The 21,981-nt window shown below is 54.9% G+C and carries 20 protein-coding genes and 4 tRNA genes; all 24 read right to left on the reverse strand.

Features of this window, described 5'->3' with window-relative positions; all coding sequences use genetic code 11:
- Nucleotides 1-13: 13 nt before the first annotated feature.
- Nucleotides 14-289 carry a 30S ribosomal protein S19 gene (gene rpsS, locus GVN17_RS28165; RefSeq protein ID WP_002555486.1) on the reverse strand — a complete coding sequence of 92 codons (276 nt, stop codon included), beginning with the start codon at nucleotides 287-289 and terminating at the stop codon, nucleotides 14-16.
- A gap of 16 nt (nucleotides 290-305) precedes the next feature.
- On the reverse strand, nucleotides 306-1,130 hold the full coding sequence (rplB, locus tag GVN17_RS28170) for a 50S ribosomal protein L2 (protein WP_166598556.1): 825 nt from the start codon (nucleotides 1,128-1,130) through the stop codon (nucleotides 306-308).
- A gap of 14 nt (nucleotides 1,131-1,144) precedes the next feature.
- A complete protein-coding gene (gene rplW, locus GVN17_RS28175; protein WP_008374165.1) occupies nucleotides 1,145-1,444 on the reverse strand; it encodes a 50S ribosomal protein L23 in 300 nt (99 codons plus the stop codon).
- Complete coding sequence (rplD, locus tag GVN17_RS28180; RefSeq protein WP_037017717.1) at nucleotides 1,441-2,043, reverse strand: 50S ribosomal protein L4; 603 nt, start codon at nucleotides 2,041-2,043, stop codon at nucleotides 1,441-1,443. Before rplD ends, rplW begins: the two co-directional genes overlap by 4 nt.
- A gap of 12 nt (nucleotides 2,044-2,055) precedes the next feature.
- Nucleotides 2,056-2,691, reverse strand: a complete 636-nt coding sequence (gene rplC, locus GVN17_RS28185) for a 50S ribosomal protein L3 (RefSeq protein WP_166598557.1) — start codon at nucleotides 2,689-2,691, stop codon at nucleotides 2,056-2,058.
- A gap of 81 nt (nucleotides 2,692-2,772) precedes the next feature.
- Nucleotides 2,773-3,084, reverse strand: a complete 312-nt coding sequence (gene rpsJ, locus GVN17_RS28190; protein ID WP_003186070.1) for a 30S ribosomal protein S10 — start codon at nucleotides 3,082-3,084, stop codon at nucleotides 2,773-2,775.
- Nucleotides 3,085-3,225: 141 nt separating this feature from the next.
- Nucleotides 3,226-4,419 (reverse strand): elongation factor Tu, encoded by a 1,194-nt coding sequence (tuf, locus tag GVN17_RS28195; RefSeq protein WP_166598558.1) that lies wholly within the window; start codon nucleotides 4,417-4,419, stop codon nucleotides 3,226-3,228.
- 31 nt (nucleotides 4,420-4,450) lie between these two features.
- Nucleotides 4,451-6,580, reverse strand: a complete 2,130-nt coding sequence (gene fusA / locus GVN17_RS28200; protein WP_166598559.1) for an elongation factor G — start codon at nucleotides 6,578-6,580, stop codon at nucleotides 4,451-4,453.
- Between the two features lie 30 nt (nucleotides 6,581-6,610).
- Complete coding sequence (gene rpsG / locus GVN17_RS28205; RefSeq protein ID WP_007970418.1) at nucleotides 6,611-7,084, reverse strand: 30S ribosomal protein S7; 474 nt, start codon at nucleotides 7,082-7,084, stop codon at nucleotides 6,611-6,613.
- Nucleotides 7,085-7,196: 112 nt separating this feature from the next.
- Nucleotides 7,197-7,568, reverse strand: coding sequence for a 30S ribosomal protein S12 (gene rpsL, locus GVN17_RS28210; protein ID WP_003186084.1), 372 nt, complete (start codon nucleotides 7,566-7,568; stop codon nucleotides 7,197-7,199).
- 204 nt (nucleotides 7,569-7,772) lie between these two features.
- Nucleotides 7,773-11,972: a DNA-directed RNA polymerase subunit beta' gene (gene rpoC, locus GVN17_RS28215; protein WP_166598560.1), complete on the reverse strand. Its 4,200-nt coding sequence runs from the start codon at nucleotides 11,970-11,972 to the stop codon at nucleotides 7,773-7,775.
- 63 nt (nucleotides 11,973-12,035) lie between these two features.
- Nucleotides 12,036-16,109 (reverse strand): DNA-directed RNA polymerase subunit beta, encoded by a 4,074-nt coding sequence (gene rpoB, locus GVN17_RS28220; protein ID WP_166598561.1) that lies wholly within the window; start codon nucleotides 16,107-16,109, stop codon nucleotides 12,036-12,038.
- 220 nt (nucleotides 16,110-16,329) lie between these two features.
- Nucleotides 16,330-16,695 (reverse strand): 50S ribosomal protein L7/L12, encoded by a 366-nt coding sequence (rplL, locus tag GVN17_RS28225; protein WP_166598562.1) that lies wholly within the window; start codon nucleotides 16,693-16,695, stop codon nucleotides 16,330-16,332.
- 78 nt (nucleotides 16,696-16,773) lie between these two features.
- Nucleotides 16,774-17,274, reverse strand: a complete 501-nt coding sequence (rplJ, locus tag GVN17_RS28230; protein WP_081569202.1) for a 50S ribosomal protein L10 — start codon at nucleotides 17,272-17,274, stop codon at nucleotides 16,774-16,776.
- 199 nt (nucleotides 17,275-17,473) lie between these two features.
- Nucleotides 17,474-18,169, reverse strand: a complete 696-nt coding sequence (rplA, locus tag GVN17_RS28235) for a 50S ribosomal protein L1 (RefSeq protein WP_166598563.1) — start codon at nucleotides 18,167-18,169, stop codon at nucleotides 17,474-17,476.
- Entirely contained in the window at nucleotides 18,169-18,600 is a 432-nt protein-coding gene (rplK, locus tag GVN17_RS28240) for a 50S ribosomal protein L11 (RefSeq protein WP_020290713.1), read from the reverse strand. Before rplK ends, rplA begins: the two co-directional genes overlap by 1 nt.
- A 119-nt stretch (nucleotides 18,601-18,719) precedes the next feature.
- Complete coding sequence (nusG, locus tag GVN17_RS28245) at nucleotides 18,720-19,253, reverse strand: transcription termination/antitermination protein NusG (RefSeq protein WP_166598564.1); 534 nt, start codon at nucleotides 19,251-19,253, stop codon at nucleotides 18,720-18,722.
- 9 nt (nucleotides 19,254-19,262) lie between these two features.
- Nucleotides 19,263-19,631, reverse strand: coding sequence for a preprotein translocase subunit SecE (secE, locus tag GVN17_RS28250; RefSeq protein ID WP_166598565.1), 369 nt, complete (start codon nucleotides 19,629-19,631; stop codon nucleotides 19,263-19,265).
- 46 nt (nucleotides 19,632-19,677) lie between these two features.
- Nucleotides 19,678-19,753 (reverse strand) — tRNA-Trp (locus GVN17_RS28255).
- A 179-nt stretch (nucleotides 19,754-19,932) separates the two neighbouring features.
- Nucleotides 19,933-20,008, reverse strand: a tRNA-Thr gene (locus GVN17_RS28260).
- A gap of 27 nt (nucleotides 20,009-20,035) precedes the next feature.
- Nucleotides 20,036-20,109: transfer RNA gene (locus GVN17_RS28265), tRNA-Gly, on the reverse strand.
- 25 nt (nucleotides 20,110-20,134) lie between these two features.
- Nucleotides 20,135-20,219: transfer RNA gene (locus tag GVN17_RS28270), tRNA-Tyr, on the reverse strand.
- Nucleotides 20,220-20,360: 141 nt separating this feature from the next.
- Complete coding sequence (locus GVN17_RS29775) at nucleotides 20,361-20,798, reverse strand: hypothetical protein (RefSeq protein WP_256665500.1); 438 nt, start codon at nucleotides 20,796-20,798, stop codon at nucleotides 20,361-20,363.
- A 57-nt stretch (nucleotides 20,799-20,855) separates the two neighbouring features.
- Nucleotides 20,856-21,815, reverse strand: coding sequence for a bifunctional biotin--[acetyl-CoA-carboxylase] ligase/biotin operon repressor BirA (gene birA, locus GVN17_RS28275; RefSeq protein WP_166598566.1), 960 nt, complete (start codon nucleotides 21,813-21,815; stop codon nucleotides 20,856-20,858).
- Nucleotides 21,816-21,981: the final 166 nt, after the last annotated feature.

Here is a 21,981-nt window from a genome sequence, read left to right on the forward strand (position 1 = left end):
CGTTCCTTACCCCTTAACGCTTGGCTTTCTTGTCTGCCACGTGCCCACGATAAGTGCGGGTACCGGCAAACTCGCCCAGTTTGTGGCCGACCATGTCTTCGTTCACGAGAACAGGAACATGCTGACGACCGTTATGCACAGCAATGGTCAAACCGACCATTTGTGGCAGGATCATCGAACGACGCGACCAGGTCTTAACCGGTTTGCGATCGTTCTTTTCCGCCGCCACTTCGATCTTCTTCAGTAGGTGAAGATCAATAAAAGGACCTTTTTTCAGAGAACGTGGCACTGTCGTATCCCTCTATTTACTTGCGACGACGGACGATCATTTTGTCGGTACGCTTATTACCACGAGTCTTCGCGCCCTTAGTCGGGAAGCCCCACGGCGATACCGGATGACGACCACCAGAGGTACGACCTTCACCACCACCATGTGGGTGGTCAACCGGGTTCATGGCAACACCACGAACGGTTGGGCGAACGCCACGCCAGCGCTTGGCACCAGCTTTACCCAGCGAACGCAGGCTGTGCTCGGAGTTGGAAACCTCACCGAGAGTTGCACGGCATTCGGACAGGACTTTACGCATTTCACCGGAGCGAAGACGCAGAGTCACGTAGACACCTTCACGAGCGACCAACTGAGCCGAAGCACCAGCGGAACGCGCGATTTGAGCGCCTTTACCAGGTTTCAGTTCGATACCGTGAACGGTGGAACCAACTGGGATGTTACGCAGTTGCAGAGCGTTGCCCGGCTTGATTGGAGCCAAGGCACCTGCAATCAGCTGGTCGCCAGCACTCACGCCTTTAGGCGCGATGATGTAACGACGCTCGCCGTCTGCGTACAGCAGCAGTGCGATGTGAGCAGTACGGTTTGGATCGTATTCAATGCGCTCGACGGTGGCAGCGATGCCATCCTTGTCGTTGCGACGGAAGTCGACCAGACGATAATGCTGCTTATGACCACCACCTACGTGACGAGTAGTGATGCGGCCATTGTTGTTACGACCACCAGACTTCGATTTTTTCTCGAGCAGCGGTGCGTGAGGAGCGCCTTTGTGCAGCTCCTTGTTGACCACCTTGACCACAAAACGGCGGCCAGGGGAAGTCGGTTTGCATTTAACGATTGCCATGATGCACCCCTTCCTTACTCAGCACTGCTGCTGAAATCGAGATCTTGGCCTGGCTGAAGGGAGATAACCGCCTTCTTCCAGTCATTACGCTTGCCCAGACCGCGAGCAGTGCGTTTGGTCTTACCCAGAACATTCAGGGTAGTGACGCGCTCTACTTTCACGCTGAACAGGCTTTCGACGGCCTTCTTGATTTCCAGCTTGGTTGCATCAGTAGCAACCTTGAAAACGAACTGACCTTTCTTGTCTGCCAGAACCGTAGCCTTCTCGGAAACGTGCGGGCCAAGCAGAACTTTAAATACGCGTTCCTGGTTCATCCCAGCAGCTCCTCGAATTTCTTCACGGCCGACACAGTGATCAACACTTTGTCGTATGCGATCAGACTAACTGGATCGGAACCTTGCACATCACGTACATCAACGTGTGGCAGGTTGCGAGCAGCCAGGTACAGGTTCTGATCAACAGCATCCGACACGATCAACACGTCGGTCAGGCTCATGTCGTTCAGCTTGCCCAGCAGGTCTTTGGTTTTCGGCGATTCAACGGCGAAATCCTGAACCACGACCAGACGATCAGTACGAACCAGCTCAGCGAGGATGGAGCGCAGTGCTGCGCGATACATCTTCTTGTTGAGCTTCTGAGAGTGGTCCTGAGGACGTGCTGCGAATGTGGTACCGCCGCCACGCCAGATTGGGCTACGGATAGTACCGGCACGAGCACGGCCAGTACCCTTCTGACGCCATGGGCGCTTGCCGCCACCGGAAACGTCGGAACGGGTCTTTTGCTGCTTGCTACCTTGACGGCCGCCAGCCATGTAGGCCACGACTGCTTGGTGAACCAGCGTCTCGTTGAACTCGCCGCCGAATGTCAGTTCGGAAACTTCGATCGCTTGAGCGTCATTTACATTTAATTGCATGTCAGCTTCCCCTTAACCGCGAGCCTTGGCTGCTGGACGTACAACCAGGTTGCCGCCAGTAGCGCCAGGAACAGCGCCCTTGACCAACAACAGATTGCGTTCAGCGTCCACACGCACTACTTCCAGGGACTGCACGGTCACGCGCTCAGCGCCCATATGACCGGACATTTTTTTGCCCTTGAATACACGACCAGGAGTCTGGCACTGGCCGATAGAGCCCGGGACGCGGTGGGAAACGGAGTTACCGTGAGTATTATCTTGACCACGGAAATTGTGGCGCTTGATAGTACCTGCGAAACCCTTACCCTTGGACTGACCGGTCACATCGACCAGTTGACCAGCGGCGAAGATTTCTGCATTGATCAGATCACCAGCCTGGTACTCGCCTTCTTCAAGACGGAATTCCAGAACGGTGCGACCCGCGGCAACGTTCGCTTTAGCGAAGTGACCTGCTTGAGCAGCAGTCACGCGCGAAGCACGACGCTCACCGACAGTGACTTGCACTGCGCGATAGCCATCGCTTTCTTCGGTTTTGAACTGGGTGACGCGATTCGGCTCGATCTCAATGACCGTGACCGGAATGGAGACACCTTCTTCGGTGAAAATACGAGTCATGCCCGCTTTTCGACCGACTACACCAATAGTCATGTTGTAAACCTCATAAGTGTACGGGGCTTTCACCCGCTATGGCCGCCCATTTCAGAGCGTTACACGACTAAGACCCGAGTCTTAGCCGAGGCTGATCTGCACTTCCACACCTGCCGCAAGATCAAGCTTCATAAGTGCATCAACGGTTTTATCCGTTGGCTGGACGATGTCCAGGACACGCTTATGAGTACGGATCTCGTACTGGTCGCGCGCGTCTTTGTTGACGTGCGGAGAAACCAGAACGGTGAACCGCTCTTTACGGGTAGGCAGTGGAATTGGACCACGCACTTGAGCACCAGTACGTTTCGCGGTTTCCACGATTTCCTGGGTGGATTGGTCGATCAGGCGATGGTCAAAAGCCTTCAACCTGATACGGATTTGCTGATTTTGCATTGGATTTCAGACTCCGGCTGCTATTCCCAGCGAGCGCAATACGCCCGTTAAAAGGAGGCGCAATTCTATAGACGAGCAATCAGGGTGTCAACCCAATAAAAAAGCCCCCGCAAGGCGGGGGCTTTTTTGGCAAATCAACGCTTAGGCGATGATTTTGGCTACGACACCAGCGCCGACGGTACGACCGCCTTCACGGATGGCGAAACGCAGGCCGTCTTCCATTGCGATTGGCTTGATCAGAGTGACGGAAACTTTAACGTTGTCACCTGGCATAACCATTTCGGTGCCTTCCGGCAGTTCGCAGCTACCAGTTACGTCGGTAGTACGGAAGTAGAACTGTGGACGGTAGCCTTTGAAGAACGGGGTGTGACGACCGCCTTCTTCCTTGCTCAGAACGTAGATTTCAGCTTCGAACTGAGTGTGAGGCTTGACGCTGCCTGGCTTGACCAGAACCTGACCACGCTCAACGTCGTCACGCTTGGTGCCGCGCAGCAGAACGCCGCAGTTCTCGCCAGCACGACCTTCGTCCAGCAGCTTGCGGAACATTTCAACGCCGGTGCAAGTCGTCTTGGTGGTCTCACGCAGACCCACGATCTCGACTTCTTCCTGGATGCGAACGATGCCACGCTCAACACGACCGGTCACAACAGTACCGCGACCCGAGATCGAGAATACGTCTTCGATTGGCATCAGGAACGGCTTGTCGATAGCACGAACTGGTTCTGGGATGTAGCTGTCCAGAGTCTCTACCAGCTTCTTGACGGCAGTGGTGCCCATCTCATTGTCGTCCAGACCTTCCAGAGCCATACGAGCAGAACCGATGATGATCGGAGTGTCGTCGCCTGGGAAGTCATAGGTAGTCAGCAGATCGCGGACTTCCATTTCAACCAGTTCCAGCAGCTCAGCGTCGTCTACCAGGTCAGCCTTGTTCAGGAAGACCACGATGTACGGAACGCCAACCTGACGGGACAGCAGGATGTGCTCACGAGTTTGCGGCATCGGACCATCGGCGGCCGAGCAAACCAGGATCGCGCCGTCCATCTGGGCAGCACCGGTGATCATGTTTTTTACGTAGTCAGCGTGACCCGGGCAGTCAACGTGCGCGTAGTGACGAGCATGCGAGTCGTACTCTACGTGTGCAGTGTTGATGGTGATACCACGAGCCTTCTCTTCTGGAGCGCTGTCGATCTTGTCGAAGTCAACGCGAGCCGAACCGAAAACTTCGGAGCAAACACGGGTCAGAGCAGCGGTCAGAGTGGTTTTACCGTGGTCGACGTGACCGATGGTGCCGACGTTGACGTGCGGTTTGTTACGTTCAAATTTTTCTTTAGCCACGACAGTGAACTCCTAGCCTAAAGGGGCTGAATCAGCCTTGTTTTTTAACGAGAGCTTCGACGATATTCGACGGAGCTTCGGAGTATTTGGAGAATTCCATGGAGTAGCTTGCGCGACCCTGAGACATGGAACGAACGTCGGTCGCGTAACCGAACATTTCACCCAACGGAACCTCGGCGCGGATAACCTTGCCGGAAACCGTATCTTCCATACCTTGGATCATGCCGCGACGACGGTTCAGGTCACCCATCACGTCACCCATGTAGTCCTCAGGTGTTACAACTTCTACCTTCATGATCGGCTCAAGCACCACACCGCCACCTTTGGAGGCAAGTTGCTTGGTCGCCATGGAGGCAGCCACCTTGAACGCCATCTCGTTGGAGTCGACGTCGTGGTAAGAACCGTCAAAGACGGTAGCCTTCAGGCCGATGAGCGGATAGCCGGCAACAACACCGTTCTTCATCTGCTCTTCAATGCCTTTCTGGATGGCAGGAATGTATTCCTTAGGAACAACACCACCAACCACTTCGTTTACGAATTGCAGACCTTCCTGACCTTCGTCAGCAGGTGCAAAACGGATCCAGCAGTGACCAAACTGGCCACGACCGCCGGACTGACGAACGAACTTGCCTTCGATCTCGCAGTTCTTAGTGATCTTCTCACGGTAAGAAACCTGCGGTTTACCGATGTTGGCTTCGACGTTGAACTCACGGCGCATCCGGTCTACCAGGATGTCCAGGTGCAACTCACCCATGCCCGAGATGATCGTTTGACCAGTCTCTTCGTCGGTTTTGACGCGGAAAGAAGGGTCTTCCTGAGCGAGCTTGCTCAGAGCGATACCCATTTTTTCCTGGTCGTCTTTGGTCTTCGGCTCAACAGCAACCGAGATCACCGGCTCAGGGAAGTCCATACGCTCAAGGATAATCGGCTTATCCAGTGCGCAAAGGGTTTCACCAGTGGTTACATCTTTCATGCCGATCAAGGCAGCGATGTCACCAGCCAGTACTTCCTTGATTTCTTCACGGGTGTTGGCATGCATCTGAACCATACGGCCCACACGCTCTTTCTTGCCTTTCACCGAGTTCAGAACCGAGTCACCGGAGTTCAGAGCACCCGAGTAGACGCGCACGAAGGTGATCGAACCCACGAACGGGTCGGTCGCGATCTTGAACGCCAGAGCCGAGAACGGCTCGTTGTCGTCTGCATGACGCTCGTCGTGACGAATAGCCGGATCGTCCTTGTCCAGTTCCTTGTCGTCCGGGTTGATACCCTTGATCGCAGGAATCTCGACAGGTGCTGGCAGGTAGTCGACGACGGCGTCCAGAACCAGCGGAACACCTTTGTTCTTGAACGAAGAACCGCAAACTGCCAGAACGATTTCACCGGCAATAGTACGCTGACGCAGAGCGGCCTTGATCTCTTCGAGAGTCAGCTCTTCGCCTTCCAGGTACTTGTTCATCAAGTCTTCATTGGCCTCGGCAGCCGCCTCAACCATGTTGCTGCGCCACTCTTCGGCCAACTCTTGCAGCTCGGCAGGGATAGCTTCGCGACGAGGAGTCATACCCTTGTCGGCGTCATCCCAGTAAACCGCTTCCATGGTCATCAGATCGATCTGGCCCTGGAAGTTGTCTTCCGAACCGATTGCCAGCTGAATCGGCACCGGGGTGTGGCCCAGGCGCTTCTTGATCTGGTCGACGACGCGCAGGAAGTTTGCACCGGCGCGGTCCATCTTGTTGACATAAACAAGACGCGGGACGCCGTACTTGTTGGCTTGACGCCATACAGTTTCCGACTGTGGCTCAACACCCGAAGTACCACAGAACACAACGACCGCGCCGTCGAGTACGCGCAGCGAGCGCTCTACTTCGATGGTGAAGTCAACGTGGCCCGGGGTATCGATGATGTTGAAGCGATAGCGGTCTTTATGCTGCTTGACAGAACCCTGCCAGAAAGCAGTGGTGGCAGCAGAAGTAATGGTAATACCACGCTCCTGCTCCTGCACCATCCAGTCCATGGTCGCGGCGCCATCATGCACCTCGCCCATTTTGTGGTTCACGCCGGTGTAAAAAAGGACGCGCTCGGTGGTGGTGGTTTTACCAGCATCCACGTGAGCCACGATACCAATGTTACGGTAGCGGTTAATCGGAGTAGTACGAGCCATAAAGCCCTCGCAAAAATAGTGACGCTGAGATTAGAAGCGGTAGTGCGAGAAAGCCTTGTTGGCTTCAGCCATACGGTGCACGTCTTCACGCTTCTTGACCGCAGCACCTTTGCCCTCGGCGGCGTCCAACAGTTCGCCAGCCAAACGCAGAGCCATAGACTTCTCACCGCGCTTGCGCGCGAAGTCTACCAGCCAACGCATTGCCAGAGCATTACGACGGGATGGACGAACTTCGACCGGAACCTGGTAAGTAGCACCACCAACGCGGCGCGACTTCACTTCGACCAGCGGAGCGATGGCGTCGAGTGCTTTTTCGAAGAGTTCCAGGGGATCGGTACCAGCCTTACGAGCCTTGACTGTGTCCAGGGCACCGTAAACGATACGTTCGGCAACGGCTTTTTTACCGCTTTCCATTACGTGGTTCATGAACTTGGCGAGAATCTGCGACCCGTACTTCGGATCGTCAAGAATCTCACGTTTTGCTGCTACGCGACGTCTTGGCATGATAAGCCCTCAAACGGTCTTCAGGTTCGCTCGGGACAGCGCAGGAAATGCATCGCCCGACCTTACTCTTATCGACACAATAAAATTTATGAACAACTGCAAGACGGCCGAATTACTTCGGACGCTTGGTACCGTATTTCGAACGACCCTGGTTACGACCCTTAACACCGGAGGTATCCAACGAACCGCGAACGGTGTGGTAACGAACACCTGGCAAGTCTTTTACACGGCCGCCACGAATCAGGACGACGCTGTGCTCTTGCAGGTTGTGGCCTTCACCACCGATGTACGAGGAAACCTCGAAACCGTTGGTCAGACGCACACGGCATACTTTACGCAGTGCCGAGTTAGGTTTTTTCGGCGTAGTGGTGTACACGCGAGTGCACACGCCACGACGTTGCGGGCAGTTCTGCAGCGCAGGCACGTCGGATTTCTCGACGATACGCTTACGCGGCTGACGTACCAGCTGGTTGATAGTTGCCATCTACTAGCTCCACTGTTGTCTTGCGACGCTATTGTCTTACAAGAAAAGCAAAATGGCAGGACATTCGTCCCGCCAGATTTAGGGGTACAAGAGTCTAAAGACGATCCTTCCCCCAGTCAAGACAAAGCCCCGACCTCATGACCACCCGCCCTCACAGCAACAGCCTGTCAGTGATGGGCGGACATGAAAATCAGGGCCCTACTCTCAATTACTGCTTGAGTTCAACGCTTCGGTCAGCGCGGCTTCAACTTCGCTCGCACTCACGCGCAACGGCTTGTCAGCATCACGACGGCGCTTACGCTCGCTGTGATAGGCCAAACCGGTACCGGCCGGGATCAGACGCCCCACCACCACGTTTTCTTTCAGGCCGCGCAGGTAATCGCGCTTGCCAGTTACCGCTGCCTCGGTCAGAACGCGAGTGGTTTCCTGGAAGGAAGCCGCCGAGATGAACGATTCGGTAGACAGCGATGCCTTGGTAATACCGAGCAGCACACGAGTGAATTTCGAAATGAATTTCTCGTCCTGCGCCAGTCGCTCGTTCTCGACCAATACGTGCGTCAACTCCATCTGGTCACCCTTGATGAAGCTTGAATCGCCCGACTCGCTGATCTCGACTTTACGCAGCATCTGACGAAGAATCGTTTCAATGTGCTTGTCGTTGATCTTCACGCCCTGCAGACGGTAAACATCCTGAATCTCGTTGACGATGTACTTCGCCAGCGCACTGACACCCAGCAAGCGCAGGATATCGTGTGGATCGCTAGGACCGTCTGAGATAACCTCACCGCGGTTAACTTGCTCACCTTCAAAGACGTTCAGGTGACGCCACTTCGGAATCAACTCTTCGTACGGATCACTACCGTCATTCGGAGTGATGACCAGGCGACGCTTACCTTTAGTCTCTTTACCGAACGCGATCGTACCGCTGACCTCTGCCAGGATCGACGCTTCTTTCGGACGACGCGCTTCGAACAAGTCCGCAACGCGTGGCAGACCACCGGTGATGTCACGAGTCTTGGAAGTCTCTTGTGGGATACGGGCAATAACATCACCCACCCCCACTTGAGCGCCGTCCGCGACGCCGACCAAAGCGTTCGCAGGCAGGAAGTACTGAGCCGGAACGTCGGTACCCGGCAGCAACAGATCCTTACCGTCGACACCCACCATCTTGACCGCAGGACGAATGTCTTTGCCCGCTGCCGGACGGTCTTTGGCATCCAGTACTTCGATGTTGGTCAAACCGGTCAGTTCGTCGGTCTGGCGCTTGATCGTAATACCTTCTTCCATGCCCACGTAGGTCACGGTACCTTTCATTTCGGTAACGATCGGGTGAGTGTGCGGGTCCCACTTGGCTACGATCGAGCCAGCGTCAACCTTGTCACCTTCTTTCACCGAAATTACTGCACCGTAAGGCAGTTTGTAGCGTTCACGCTCACGACCAAACTCGTCAGCAATGGCAAGCTCGCCGGAACGCGATACCGCCACCAGGTTGCCATCCAGACGCTCAACATGCTTCAGGTTATGCAGGCGGACAATACCGCCGTTTTTGACCTGAACGCTGTCGGCTGCAGAAGTACGACTGGCCGCACCACCGATGTGGAACGTACGCATGGTCAGCTGTGTACCTGGCTCACCGATCGACTGAGCGGCGATTACACCGACAGCTTCACCAATGTTTACCTGGTGACCACGTGCAAGATCACGGCCGTAGCACTTCGCGCAAATACCGTAACGAGTTTCGCAGCTGATTGGCGAGCGCACGATGACTTCGTCGATGCTGTTCAGCTCGATGAATTCAACCCACTTCTCGTCCACCAGCGTGCCAGCCGGAACGATAACGTCCTCAGTACCCGGCTTGAACACGTCACGCGCAATTACACGACCCAGTACGCGCTCACCCAAAGGCTCGACAACGTCGCCGCCTTCAATGTGCGGCGTCATGAGCAGACCTTGCTCCGTACCGCAATCGACTTCGGTGACAACCAAGTCTTGCGCTACGTCTACCAAACGACGTGTCAGGTAACCGGAGTTAGCGGTTTTCAACGCGGTATCCGCGAGACCTTTACGAGCACCGTGAGTCGAGATGAAGTACTGCAGTACGCTCAGACCTTCACGGAAGTTCGCTGTAATTGGCGTCTCGATGATCGAGCCATCTGGCTTGGCCATCAGACCACGCATGCCGGCCAACTGGCGAATCTGGGCTGCGGAACCCCGTGCACCCGAGTCAGCCATCATGTACATCGAGTTGAAGGACTCTTGGTCCACAGTCTCGCCGTGACGGTCGACAACCTTCTCTTTCGAGAGGTTGGACATCATCGCCTTGGAGACTTCGTCGTTCGCCTTGGACCAAAGGTCGATCACCTTGTTGTACTTCTCGCCCTGAGTAACCAGGCCGGACGCATACTGGCTTTCGATTTCTTTAACTTCTTCGGTCGCAGCATCGATGATGCGAGCTTTCTCATCCGGGATAACGAAGTCGTTAACGCCGATCGAGACACCCGAAATCGTCGAATAGGCAAAACCGGTGTACATCAACTGGTCAGCGAAGATCACGGTCTCTTTCAGACCAACCACGCGGTAGCATTGGTTGATCAGTTTTGAGATCGCCTTTTTCTTCATCGGCTGGTTGACGACGTCGTACGACAGACCCGGCGGAACCACCTGGAACAGCAGCGCACGTCCGACAGTCGTGTCGACGATACGAGTGTTCTTGACGCTACCACCATCGCGGTCATTGACGGTCTCGTTGATACGAACCTTGATTTTCGCGTGCAGAGCGGCTTCGCCGGCGCGGAATACGCGATCGACTTCTTGCAGGTCCGCGAATACGCGGCCCTCGCCCTTAGCATTGATCGCCTCTCGGGTCATGTAATACAGACCCAATACAACGTCCTGAGACGGAACGATGATTGGCTCACCGTTCGCTGGCGACAGAATGTTGTTGGTGGACATCATCAACGCACGCGCTTCCAGCTGGGCTTCCAGCGTGAGCGGTACGTGAACAGCCATCTGGTCACCGTCGAAGTCGGCGTTGTATGCCGCACAAACCAGCGGGTGCAGCTGGATTGCCTTACCTTCGATCAACACTGGCTCAAACGCCTGGATACCCAAACGGTGAAGGGTCGGTGCACGGTTGAGCAGCACTGGGTGTTCGCGAATCACTTCTGCAAGAACGTCCCAGACCTCTGGCAGTTCACGCTCGACCATTTTCTTGGCGGCTTTGATGGTGGTCGCCAGACCACGCATTTCCAGCTTGCCGAAAATGAACGGCTTGAACAGCTCGAGAGCCATTTTCTTCGGCAGGCCGCACTGGTGCAGACGCAGGGTCGGACCTACGGTAATTACCGAACGACCCGAGTAGTCAACACGCTTACCGAGCAAGTTCTGACGGAAACGACCTTGTTTACCCTTGATCATGTCGGCCAGGGATTTCAGAGGACGCTTGTTCGAACCGGTAATGGCGCGACCGCGACGACCGTTGTCGAGCAGCGCATCCACTGCTTCCTGCAGCATACGTTTTTCGTTGCGCACGATGATGTCCGGAGCGGACAGATCCAGCAGGCGCTTCAAACGGTTGTTACGGTTGATCACTCGACGGTACAGATCGTTGAGGTCGGAAGTCGCAAAGCGACCGCCATCCAGCGGGACCAGTGGACGCAGATCTGGCGGCAGAACCGGCAGAACGGTCAACACCATCCACTCAGGCAGGTTGCCGGAACCCTGGAAGGCTTCCATCAACTTCAGGCGCTTGGACAGCTTCTTGATCTTGGTTTCGGAGTTGGTTTGCGGAATTTCTTCGCGCAGACGGCCAATCTCGTGCTCCAGATCGATAGCGTGCAGCAGTTCGCGGACAGCCTCAGCACCCATGCGGGCGTCGAAGTCGTCACCGAACTCTTCGAGAGCTTCGAAGTACTGTTCGTCGTTCAGCAGCTGACCTTTTTCAAGAGTGGTCATGCCTGGATCAATAACGACATAGCTCTCGAAGTAGAGAACGCGTTCGATATCACGCAGGGTCATGTCCATCAGCAGGCCGATACGGGACGGCAGTGATTTCAGGAACCAGATGTGAGCAACCGGCGATGCCAGTTCGATGTGAGCCATGCGCTCACGACGGACCTTGGCCAGTGCAACTTCAACGCCACACTTCTCGCAAATCACGCCACGATGCTTCAAGCGCTTGTACTTACCGCACAGGCACTCGTAATCCTTGACCGGGCCAAAGATCTTGGCGCAGAACAGGCCGTCACGCTCAGGCTTGAACGTACGGTAGTTGATGGTTTCCGGCTTTTTAACTTCACCGAACGACCACGAACGGATCATCTCAGGCGATGCCAACCCGATACGGATGGCGTCGAACTCTTCGACTTGACCCTGGTTTTTCAGCAAATTCAGTAGGTCTTTCAAGGCCTTTCCTCCTGGCGGAGCAGAGAGTGGTCATACCGACCCACTCTCGATTCGCGTCACGTGTTATTCGGTTTCCAGATCGATATCGATACCGAGCGAACGGATTTCTTTGATCAACACGTTGAAGGACTCGGGCATGCCCGGCTCCATACGGTGATCGCCGTCCACGATGTTTTTGTACATCTTGGTACGACCGTTCACATCGTCCGACTTCACTGTGAGCATTTCTTGCAGAGTGTATGCCGCGCCGTATGCTTCCAGCGCCCAGACCTCCATCTCCCCGAAACGCTGACCACCGAACTGTGCCTTACCACCCAGCGGCTGCTGGGTAACCAGGCTGTAAGAACCAGTGGAACGCGCGTGCATCTTGTCGTCCACCAAGTGGTTCAGCTTCAGCATGTACATGTAGCCAACAGTTACCGGACGCTCAAATTTGTTGCCGGTGCGACCGTCGAACAGTTGCATTTGGCCACTGTCCGGCATGTCCGCCAGGCGCAGCATCGCCTTGATTTCGCTTTCCTTGGCACCGTCGAATACCGGAGTTGCCATCGGAACGCCGCCACGCAGGTTCTTCGCCAGATCCAGAACTTCTTGATCAGACAGGTCGTCCAGATTTTCCTGACGGCCGCCGATCTCGTTGTAGATCTCGTTCAGGAACTTGCGCAACTCAACGACTTTACGCTGCTCCTCGAGCATACGGTTGATCTTCTCGCCCAGACCTTTGGCCGCGAGGCCCAGGTGAGTTTCGAGAATCTGACCAACGTTCATACGCGAAGGTACACCCAACGGGTTAAGGACGATATCCACCGGTGTGCCATTGGCATCGTGCGGCATGTCTTCAACAGGCATGATCACGGAGACCACACCCTTGTTACCGTGACGACCGGCCATTTTGTCGCCCGGCTGAATGCGGCGACGAATGGCAAGGTAAACCTTGACGATTTTAAGCACACCCGGAGCCAGGTCATCGCCCTGTTGCAGCTTGCGCTTCTTATCTTCGAACTTGTCGTCCAGCAGACGACGACGATCAACGATATAAGCCTGAGCTTTTTCGAGTTGCTCATTCAGCGCGTCTTCAACCATGCGTAGTTTGAACCACTGCCCATGCTCGAGACCGTCGAGGACTTCGTTGGTGATTTCCTGACCTTTCTTCAGGCCAGCACCACCTTCGACAGAACGACCAACCAGCGCCTGACGCAGACGCTCGAAGGTTGCACCTTCAACGATGCGGAACTCTTCGTTCAGATCCTTGCGGATCTCGTCCAGCTGGCTCTTCTCGATGGACAATGCACGAGCATCACGCTCAACGCCGTCACGGGTGAACACCTGAACATCGATGACAGTACCTTTGGTACCGGTCGGTACGCGAAGGGAAGTGTCTTTAACGTCGCTCGCTTTCTCACCGAAGATCGCGCGCAGCAGTTTCTCTTCCGGAGTCAGCTGGGTCTCGCCTTTCGGAGTGACCTTACCGACGAGAATGTCGCCTGCGCCAACTTCAGCACCTACGTAAACGATACCGGCTTCGTCAAGCTTGTTCAGCGCTGCTTCACCCACGTTCGGGATGTCAGCGGTGATTTCCTCTGGACCAAGCTTGGTGTCACGCGCCACACAGGTCAGTTCCTGGATGTGGATCGTGGTGAAGCGATCTTCCTGAACAACACGCTCAGACAGGCAGATGGAGTCTTCGAAGTTGAAGCCGTTCCATGCCATGAACGCGATGCGCATGTTCTGACCCAGAGCCAGTTCACCCATATCGGTGGACGGCCCGTCAGCCATGATGTCGCTACGCTGGACGCGGTCACCCTTGCTCACCAGCGGACGCTGGTTGATGCAGGTGTTCTGGTTCGAGCGTGTGTATTTGGTCAGGTTGTAGATATCGACACCGGCTTCTCCCGGCTCAACTTCGTCATCGGCAACACGAACCACGATACGGCTGGCATCAACAGAGTCGATCACGCCGCCCCGACGAGCCACGACACAAACGCCGGAGTCGCGGGCAACGTTGCGCTCCATGCCAGTACCTACCAGCGGCTTGTCGGCACGCAGTGTTGGTACAGCCTGACGCTGCATGTTCGAGCCCATCAACGCACGGTTGGCGTCGTCGTGCTCGAGGAACGGAATCAGCGACGCTGCAACCGAAACGACCTGCTTCGGCGAAACGTCCATCAAAGTGACGTCTTCCGGCGCCTTGACGGTGAACTCGTTCAAGTGACGAACAGCTACCAGTTCGTCGATCAGGTGACCTTTGTCGTTCATGGTCGCCGAAGCCTGCGCGATCACGTGATCGGCCTCTTCAATAGCGGACAGGAAGACGATCTCGTCAGTCACCAGACCTTCTTTCACCACACGGTACGGGCTTTCCAGGAAGCCGTACTGGTTGGTGCGGGCATAGGCCGCCAACGAGTTGATCAGACCGATGTTCGGGCCTTCCGGAGTTTCAATCGGGCAAACGCGACCATAGTGGGTCGGGTGTACGTCACGAACTTCAAAGCCCGCGCGCTCACGTGTCAGACCACCAGGGCCCAGTGCAGAAACACGGCGCTTGTGGGTGATTTCGGACAGTGGGTTGTTCTGGTCCATGAACTGCGACAGCTGACTGGAACCGAAGAACTCCTTGACCGCAGCGGCGACCGGCTTGGCGTTGATCAGGTCCTGAGGCATCAGGCCTTCGCTCTCCGCCATCGACAGACGCTCTTTGACTGCACGCTCAACACGCACCAGACCTACGCGGAACTGGTTTTCGGCCATCTCACCGACGCAACGGACCCGACGGTTACCCAGGTGGTCGATGTCATCGACGATGCCTTTGCCGTTACGGATATCGACCAGGGTCTTGAGGACCGCAACGATATCTTCTTTACACAGCACGCCCGACCCTTCGATCTCGGTACGACCGATACGACGGTTGAACTTCATACGACCTACAGCAGACAGATCGTAACGCTCTGGACTGAAGAACAGGTTGTTGAACAGCGTCTCGGCTGCATCCTTGGTCGGCGGCTCGCCTGGACGCATCATGCGATAGATTTCGACCAGCGCTTCCAGCTGGTTGCCAGTCGAATCAATCTTCAGCGTATCGGAGATGAACGGACCGCAGTCGATGTCATTGGTATACAACGTCTCGATACGGACAACCTGTGCCTTGGCAATTTTGGCCAAGATTTCAGGGTTCAGCTCGGTGTTGCACTCGGCAATGATTTCGCCGGTGGCCGGGTGCACGATCGCCTTGGCAGTGGTGCGGCCAATGACGTAGTCGAGCGGAACTTCCAGCGCTTTGATGCCGGCTTTTTCCAACTGGTTGATGTGCCGCGCAGTAATACGACGGCCTTGCTCGACGATGACCTTGCCCTTGTCATCCAGGATGTCCAGAACGGCAATCTCACCACGTAGACGCTGAGGCACCAACTCCAGGCTCAGGGATTCGCCCTGTACGTGGAAAACGTTGGTGGTATAGAAAGCGTCCAGCACTTCTTCAGTGGTGTAGCCAAGAGCGCGGAGCAAAACCGAAGCAGGAAGCTTACGGCGACGGTCGATACGGACGAATACACAGTCCTTGGGATCGAACTCGAAGTCCAGCCAGGAACCACGATAAGGAATGATGCGTGCGGAGTACAGCAGCTTGCCAGAACTGTGCGTCTTGCCGCGGTCGTGGTCAAAGAACACGCCTGGCGAACGGTGCAGTTGGGAAACGATAACACGCTCGGTACCATTGATAACGAAGGTACCGTTTTCAGTCATCAGGGGGATTTCACCCATATAGACTTCTTGCTCTTTGATGTCCTTGATCGCTTTGTTCGACGATTCTTTGTCGAAAATGATCAGGCGCACTTTTACCCGCAACGGTACTGCGTACGTCACACCGCGCAGAACGCATTCCTTGACATCAAAAGCCGGTTCGCCCAGACGATAACCGACGTACTCCAAAGCAGCATTGCCGGAGTAGCTGATGATCGGGAAAACGGATTTGAAGGCCGCATGCAGGCCCACGTCGCGGAACTGATCTTTAGTCGCTCCCGCTTGCAAGAATTCACGATACGAATCCAGCTGGATGGCCAGGAGGTAAGGCACATCCATGACGTCCGGCAACTTGCTAAAGTCCTTGCGGATACGTTTTTTCTCAGTATATGAGTAAGCCATCAGCGTTCCCCAGCTTGGTCACCTGCTTGTTTGGCCTCCCCCGACGGGAGCGACCAGAAAATCGTGCAAACCCCATGGTTTGCGCCACCGTTCGAGGTGGTTGAAGCACGTTAGTGGCGCCGATCTGATCGGATGCCAATAACGGAAAAAGGCCGGTGGCAGAAGCCACCAGCCATCAGCCTTCCGCTCAACGCTTGGGCTGGAGACGCAAGGTCGATGCTTACTTCAGCTCGACTTTAGCGCCTGCTTCTTCCAGAGTTGCTTTGGCTTTGTCAGCAGCGTCTTTTGCTACTGCTTCCAGAACAATGGCTGGAGCGCCGTCAACTACTGCCTTGGCTTCTTTCAGGCCCAGACCGGTCAGCTCACGGACAGCTTTAATGACGTTGACTTTCTTCTCGCCAGCTTCGGTCAGCATGACGTTGAATTCGGTTTGCTCTTCAACAACAGCGGCAGCAGCAGCTGGACCAGCCGATGCAGCAGCAGCGCTAACGCCGAATTTTTCTTCAAAAGCTTTGATCAGCTCAACAACCTGCAGAACGGACATTTCAGCTACGGCGTTGAGGATATCGTCTTGAGAGATAGACATGACTCTAATTCCTGAATTGTGTGAGGGCCTAAGCGGCCTTCGAAATAAACAAAAATACGCGAGAGAGAGTGCGAGCCCTTAGGCTGCTGCAGCTTCTTTCTGTTCGCGAACTGCCGCCAGAGTACGAGCCAATTTGCTGGTAGCGCCTTGAATCACGCTCATCAGCTGAGAAATTGCTTCGTTACGGGTCGGCAAGGTTGCCAGTACGTCGATCTGATTAGCTGCGAGGAACTTGCCCTCAAACGCAGCTGCCTTGATCTCGAACTTGTCCTGACCTTTGGCGAACTCTTTGAACAAACGGGCAGCAGCGCCTGGGTGTTCGTTGGAGAAAGCGATCAAGGTCGGGCCAGTGAACGCGTCGTTGAGGACACTGTATTCAGTGTCAGCAACAGCGCGCTTGAGCAGGGTGTTACGTACAACACGTACGTATACGCCAGCTTCACGAGCCTCTTTACGGAGTCCGGTCATCGCGCCTACTGTCACGCCACGGGCATCAGCCACGACAGCAGACAGAGCGACTTTGGCAGCCTCGTTGACTTCAGCGACGATGGCCTTCTTGTCTTCGAGTTTAATTGCCACGGGTTTAACTCCTGCTTGTTACCGTTTCATCTGGCCGGAGCCGGATGTCGTTTTGGTGTCTGATTCGGTAAGGAACCGGGAGCACCATCTGCGTAGGCTTGTGGTTTAAGACTTGCGTCGCCTACGGTCTTGGATAGCCCCCGCCAGGCAGGGACCCCAATTTTTTTGCTAAGGCGCAGTTTCCTGCACCTTGGCGGTCTTACGCGTTCAACGAACCTTGATCGATGACCAAACCTGGGCCCATAGTGGTGCTCAGGGTAACGCGCTTGACATAGACACCTTTCGAGGAAGCTGGCTTGATACGCTTCAGGTCTGCGATCAGTGCTTCAACGTTCTCACGCAGCTTGTCCGCATCAAAGCCGACTTTGCCAACGGAGGTGTGGATGATGCCGTTTTTGTCAGTGCGATAACGAACCTGACCCGCCTTGGCGTTTTTAACCGCAGTGGCGACATCTGGAGTTACAGTACCAACTTTCGGGTTAGGCATCAGACCACGTGGACCGAGGATCTGACCCAACTGACCTACAACACGCATTGCATCCGGGGAGGCAATCACGACGTCATAGTTCAGGTCGCCGCCTTTCATTTCAGCAGCCAAATCGTCCATACCAACGCGATCAGCGCCCGCTGCCAGCGCAGCTTCAGCCGCTGGACCCTGGGTGAACACTGCTACACGAACGGTCTTGCCAGTGCCGTGTGGCAGCACAGTAGCGCTACGAACAACCTGGTCAGATTTACGTGGGTCAACACCGAGGTTTACAGCAACGTCAACGGACTCGCTGAATTTTACGGTGGACAGTTCGGTCAGCAGAGCTGCCGCGTCGTTGAAGCTATAGGACTTGCCAGCTTCAACTTTCGAAGCGATTGCCTTTTGGCGTTTGGTCAGCTTAGCCATTACACACCCTCCACGTTAAGGCCCATGCTACGAGCAGAACCGGCGATAGTGCGCACGGCTGCTTCCATGTCAGCAGCAGTCAGATCCGCGTTTTTAGCTTTCGCGATATCTTCCAGCTGAGCACGGGTAACAGTGCCAACTTTGACGGTGTTCGGGCGAGCCGAACCGCTGGTCAGACCAGCTGCTTTTTTCAGCAGAACCGAAGCAGGTGTGCTTTTGGTTTCGAAAGTGAAGCTACGGTCGCTGTATACAGTGATGATCACTGGAGTCGGCAGACCTGGCTCAAGACCCTGAGTACGGGCGTTGAAGGCCTTGCAGAATTCCATGATGTTCACACCGTGCTGACCCAGAGCAGGACCAACAGGTGGGCTTGGGTTAGCCTGAGCGGCTTTCACTTGAAGCTTGATGTAAGCGGTAATCTTCTTGGCCATGAGGCACTCCAATTACGGGTTCAAACGCCTCGAAAGGCTCCCCGGTTACTTGCGCGTTTATCCCAGTGACGACAAAACCCCACAGCCCAAGGCTGCGGGGTATGGGATTTCCAGCTCAGCTATGCCTTTTCGACCTGGCTGAACTCGAGCTCCACCGGAGTGGAGCGACCGAAAATGAGCACAGCCACGTGGATCCGGCTCTTTTCGTAGTTAACTTCTTCAACCGTACCATTGAAGTCCGCGAACGGACCGTCGGTCACGCGAACAACTTCACCCGGCTCAAACAGAGTCTTCGGCTTAGGCTTGTCGCTGCCATCGGCCACACGACGCAGTATCGCTTCGGCTTCTTTATCGGTAATTGGGGCTGGCTTATCAGCCGTCCCACCAATGAAGCCCATGACACGCGGAGTATCCTTGACCAAGTGCCAAGTACCCTCATTCATGTCCATCTGAACAAGCACATAACCAGGGAAGAATTTACGTTCGCTTTTGCGCTTCTGGCCGTTACGCATCTCTACCACTTCTTCAGTAGGGACCAGAATCTCGCCAAAACCATCTTCCATGCCTGCCAGCTTTACACGCTCGACCAGAGAGCGCATAACATGCTTCTCGTAACCCGAGTAGGCATGCACTACGTACCAACGCTTAGCCACGGGACACCCTTAGCCGACGATCAAGGAAACAAGCCAGCCGAGCAGGGAGTCGAGCCCCCACAACAGCAGCGCCATAACCAAAACCACAGCCACCACGATTAGGGTAGTCTGAGTGGTTTCTTGACGAGTAGGCCATACGACTTTACGAATCTCTGCGCGAGCTTCCTTGGCCAACACGAAGAAAGCTTTGCCCTTACCCGTCTGCAGCCCTACATAAGCAGCAGCAGCAGCAATTACGAGCAGAGCGAGCACGCGATACAGGATTGGCTGCGCCGAGTAGTATTGATTTCCGACGACACCCACAACGACCAAAAGGACTACGACGAGCCACTTTACGAGATCAAAACGGGAGTCTTGGGCTTCAGCCTTTGGATTCATCTACTAAAATCCTGTGAAAAGAAAGCCAGACACGTTGAACCGAATCTGGCAGGTCAGGAGGGAATCGAACCCCCAACCTACGGTTTTGGAGACCGTCGCTCTGCCAATTGAGCTACTGACCTAAAAGCAAAATCAGGCCGACCATTATGCGGACCTGACAAGAAGATTTCAACAGCTATTCGACGAACCTTTTTGACCCATCAAACAACCGCAGGCCTTCACCTGCCACCTGAACACAACGAAACCAGGCGACTCGCGACACCTAAAACAAAGGCAGATACTTTCATATCTGCCTTAGTAATGGAGCTCTTGAGCGGATTTGAACCGCTGACCTCACCCTTACCAAGGGTGTGCTCTACCAACTGAGCTACAAGAGCAAAACACGTTGCACAACCAACAAAACCTGGAGCGGGTAGCGGGAATCGAACCCGCATCATCAGCTTGGAAGGCTGAGGTTCTACCACTAAACTATACCCGCTGAGCTTGCTGCTTACGCTCAAATTTGGTGGAGGGGGAAGGATTCGAACCTTCGAAGTCGTAGACGTCAGATTTACAGTCTGATCCCTTTGGCCGCTCGGGAACCCCTCCTAAGCGAGCCGACATTCTATATGATGCCGACCTTCTGTCAACCTTTTTCTCAATAAAATCTTGAGGTTACAAACGTTGACTCAAGCTTCGCGTGCATTCCAACTTGTCTTGCACTGCGAAGCGGGCGCCATTCTATGCAAACTATTCTGTAGTTGCAATGCCTTCGCACGACATTATTTTACTTTTTAACTGCTGAAAATCCTGCCTTAACCGTCCTACCAGCACATCATCCACAAGACGCCTACTTTCAGGAGCTACTTTCAACCAAAACACCTCTCCCGAATCGTCCTGCCACCGACCAAATTGGGTCTGTATATCAAGGCTCGTTAGTCGCTGCTCCATTGTCCTGGCATCACCTTGCGAGACACCACCCCCCAAGTAGATACATTGGGCGCCCACCGCTTTCGTGCCCCCCTCCAGCCGACCCGCTCCAGATTCGCTGAGGAGTCGAATATCCTGCTGAGCGCCCTTATAGAGGGACAGGGGCGTGATCTCCTTGGGCCTGAGAGGAGCCTCCTGTCGATGCCACACGTAATAAAATGCGTTCAACATAACCAACAGCAAAAATACCCACCGCATGACGACCTCACAAACCCTCAGATGCCAGGACAGCTGTCATCCGCACTACGGCCTTACCTAGGACTGCTCACGCAGTCTCAGACTCAACTCCCCACCGCTAAATACGCGAACATCCTCGCCCACTCGCAACCGGAGCCCGCCAACCGCATCCACCCCAAGCACCGTACCCTCAATGGCGTTTGGACCCGAAAGCAATGTCACAGGTTTGTTTTGCCACAAATGATTGCGCTCCCACTCATCTCTAAAAGCGCCAAAGCCTTTCTCACTATGCGCCTCCAGATATTCGGCCAGGGCCACACTCAAGCGGGCTACAACTTGGTTGCGATCCATATCCACCCCCGCCTCAAGCGCCATGGAAGTCCAGGACTGGTCGACCTGATCGGAAGACTGCATATTGACGTTGATACCAATGCCAACCACGACATGACAAACATCAGCTGGATCACCAGTGAGCTCCAGCAAAACACCGGCGAGCTTTTGTCGCCCTACCAAAATATCGTTGGGCCATTTTAGCCCAGCGTCTTCAACTCCCATTTCCCGGAGCATTTTCAAGACGGCAAGGCCCACAAGGAGACTTAAGCCCTCTAATTGCCGCATCCCACCCTCAACCCGTAGCGCCAAACTGTAATAGAGATTTTGGGCGAAAGGACTGACCCACTTGCGCCCGCGCCGCCCGCGCCCTGCTGTCTGTTGCTCCGCTAGAACTAGCAAAGGCAAAGACACCCCTTGAGCCACCAGCCGCATGGCTTCCGCGTTCGTAGAATCGATGGTTTCGTAGACTCGAATATCCCAGCCAGCGACACCCTGATTGTCATTGAGCCATTTCATGTTCAATAGGGAAATGGGTCTAGCCAAGCGATATCCCCGACCGCGCACCTTATGAATCTCGATTCCTGTTTCGACTTGCAGCTGCTGGAGCTTTTTCCATACGGCGCTGCGACTGACCCCGAGCACTTGCCCCAAGTCTTCACCAGAATGGAACGCACCATCCCCCAGAAGCCTCAACAACGTCTGCATTTGTCATACGCCTTGCAATGAGGGACGCATAATATCCGCGCGCACCATCAATGCATAGAAGCCAAATCGCGACCTGGTCTGTTGAGATGTTTTTCCGCGCGCAAAAACAAAACCCCATCTGCTTTCGCAAATGGGGTTCTGGAATTTAATCTTGACGATGACCTAC

This window comes from Pseudomonas sp. SLFW (assembly GCF_009905615.1).
In the GTDB taxonomy this organism is placed as follows: Bacteria; Pseudomonadota; Gammaproteobacteria; order Pseudomonadales; family Pseudomonadaceae; genus Aquipseudomonas; species Aquipseudomonas bambusae.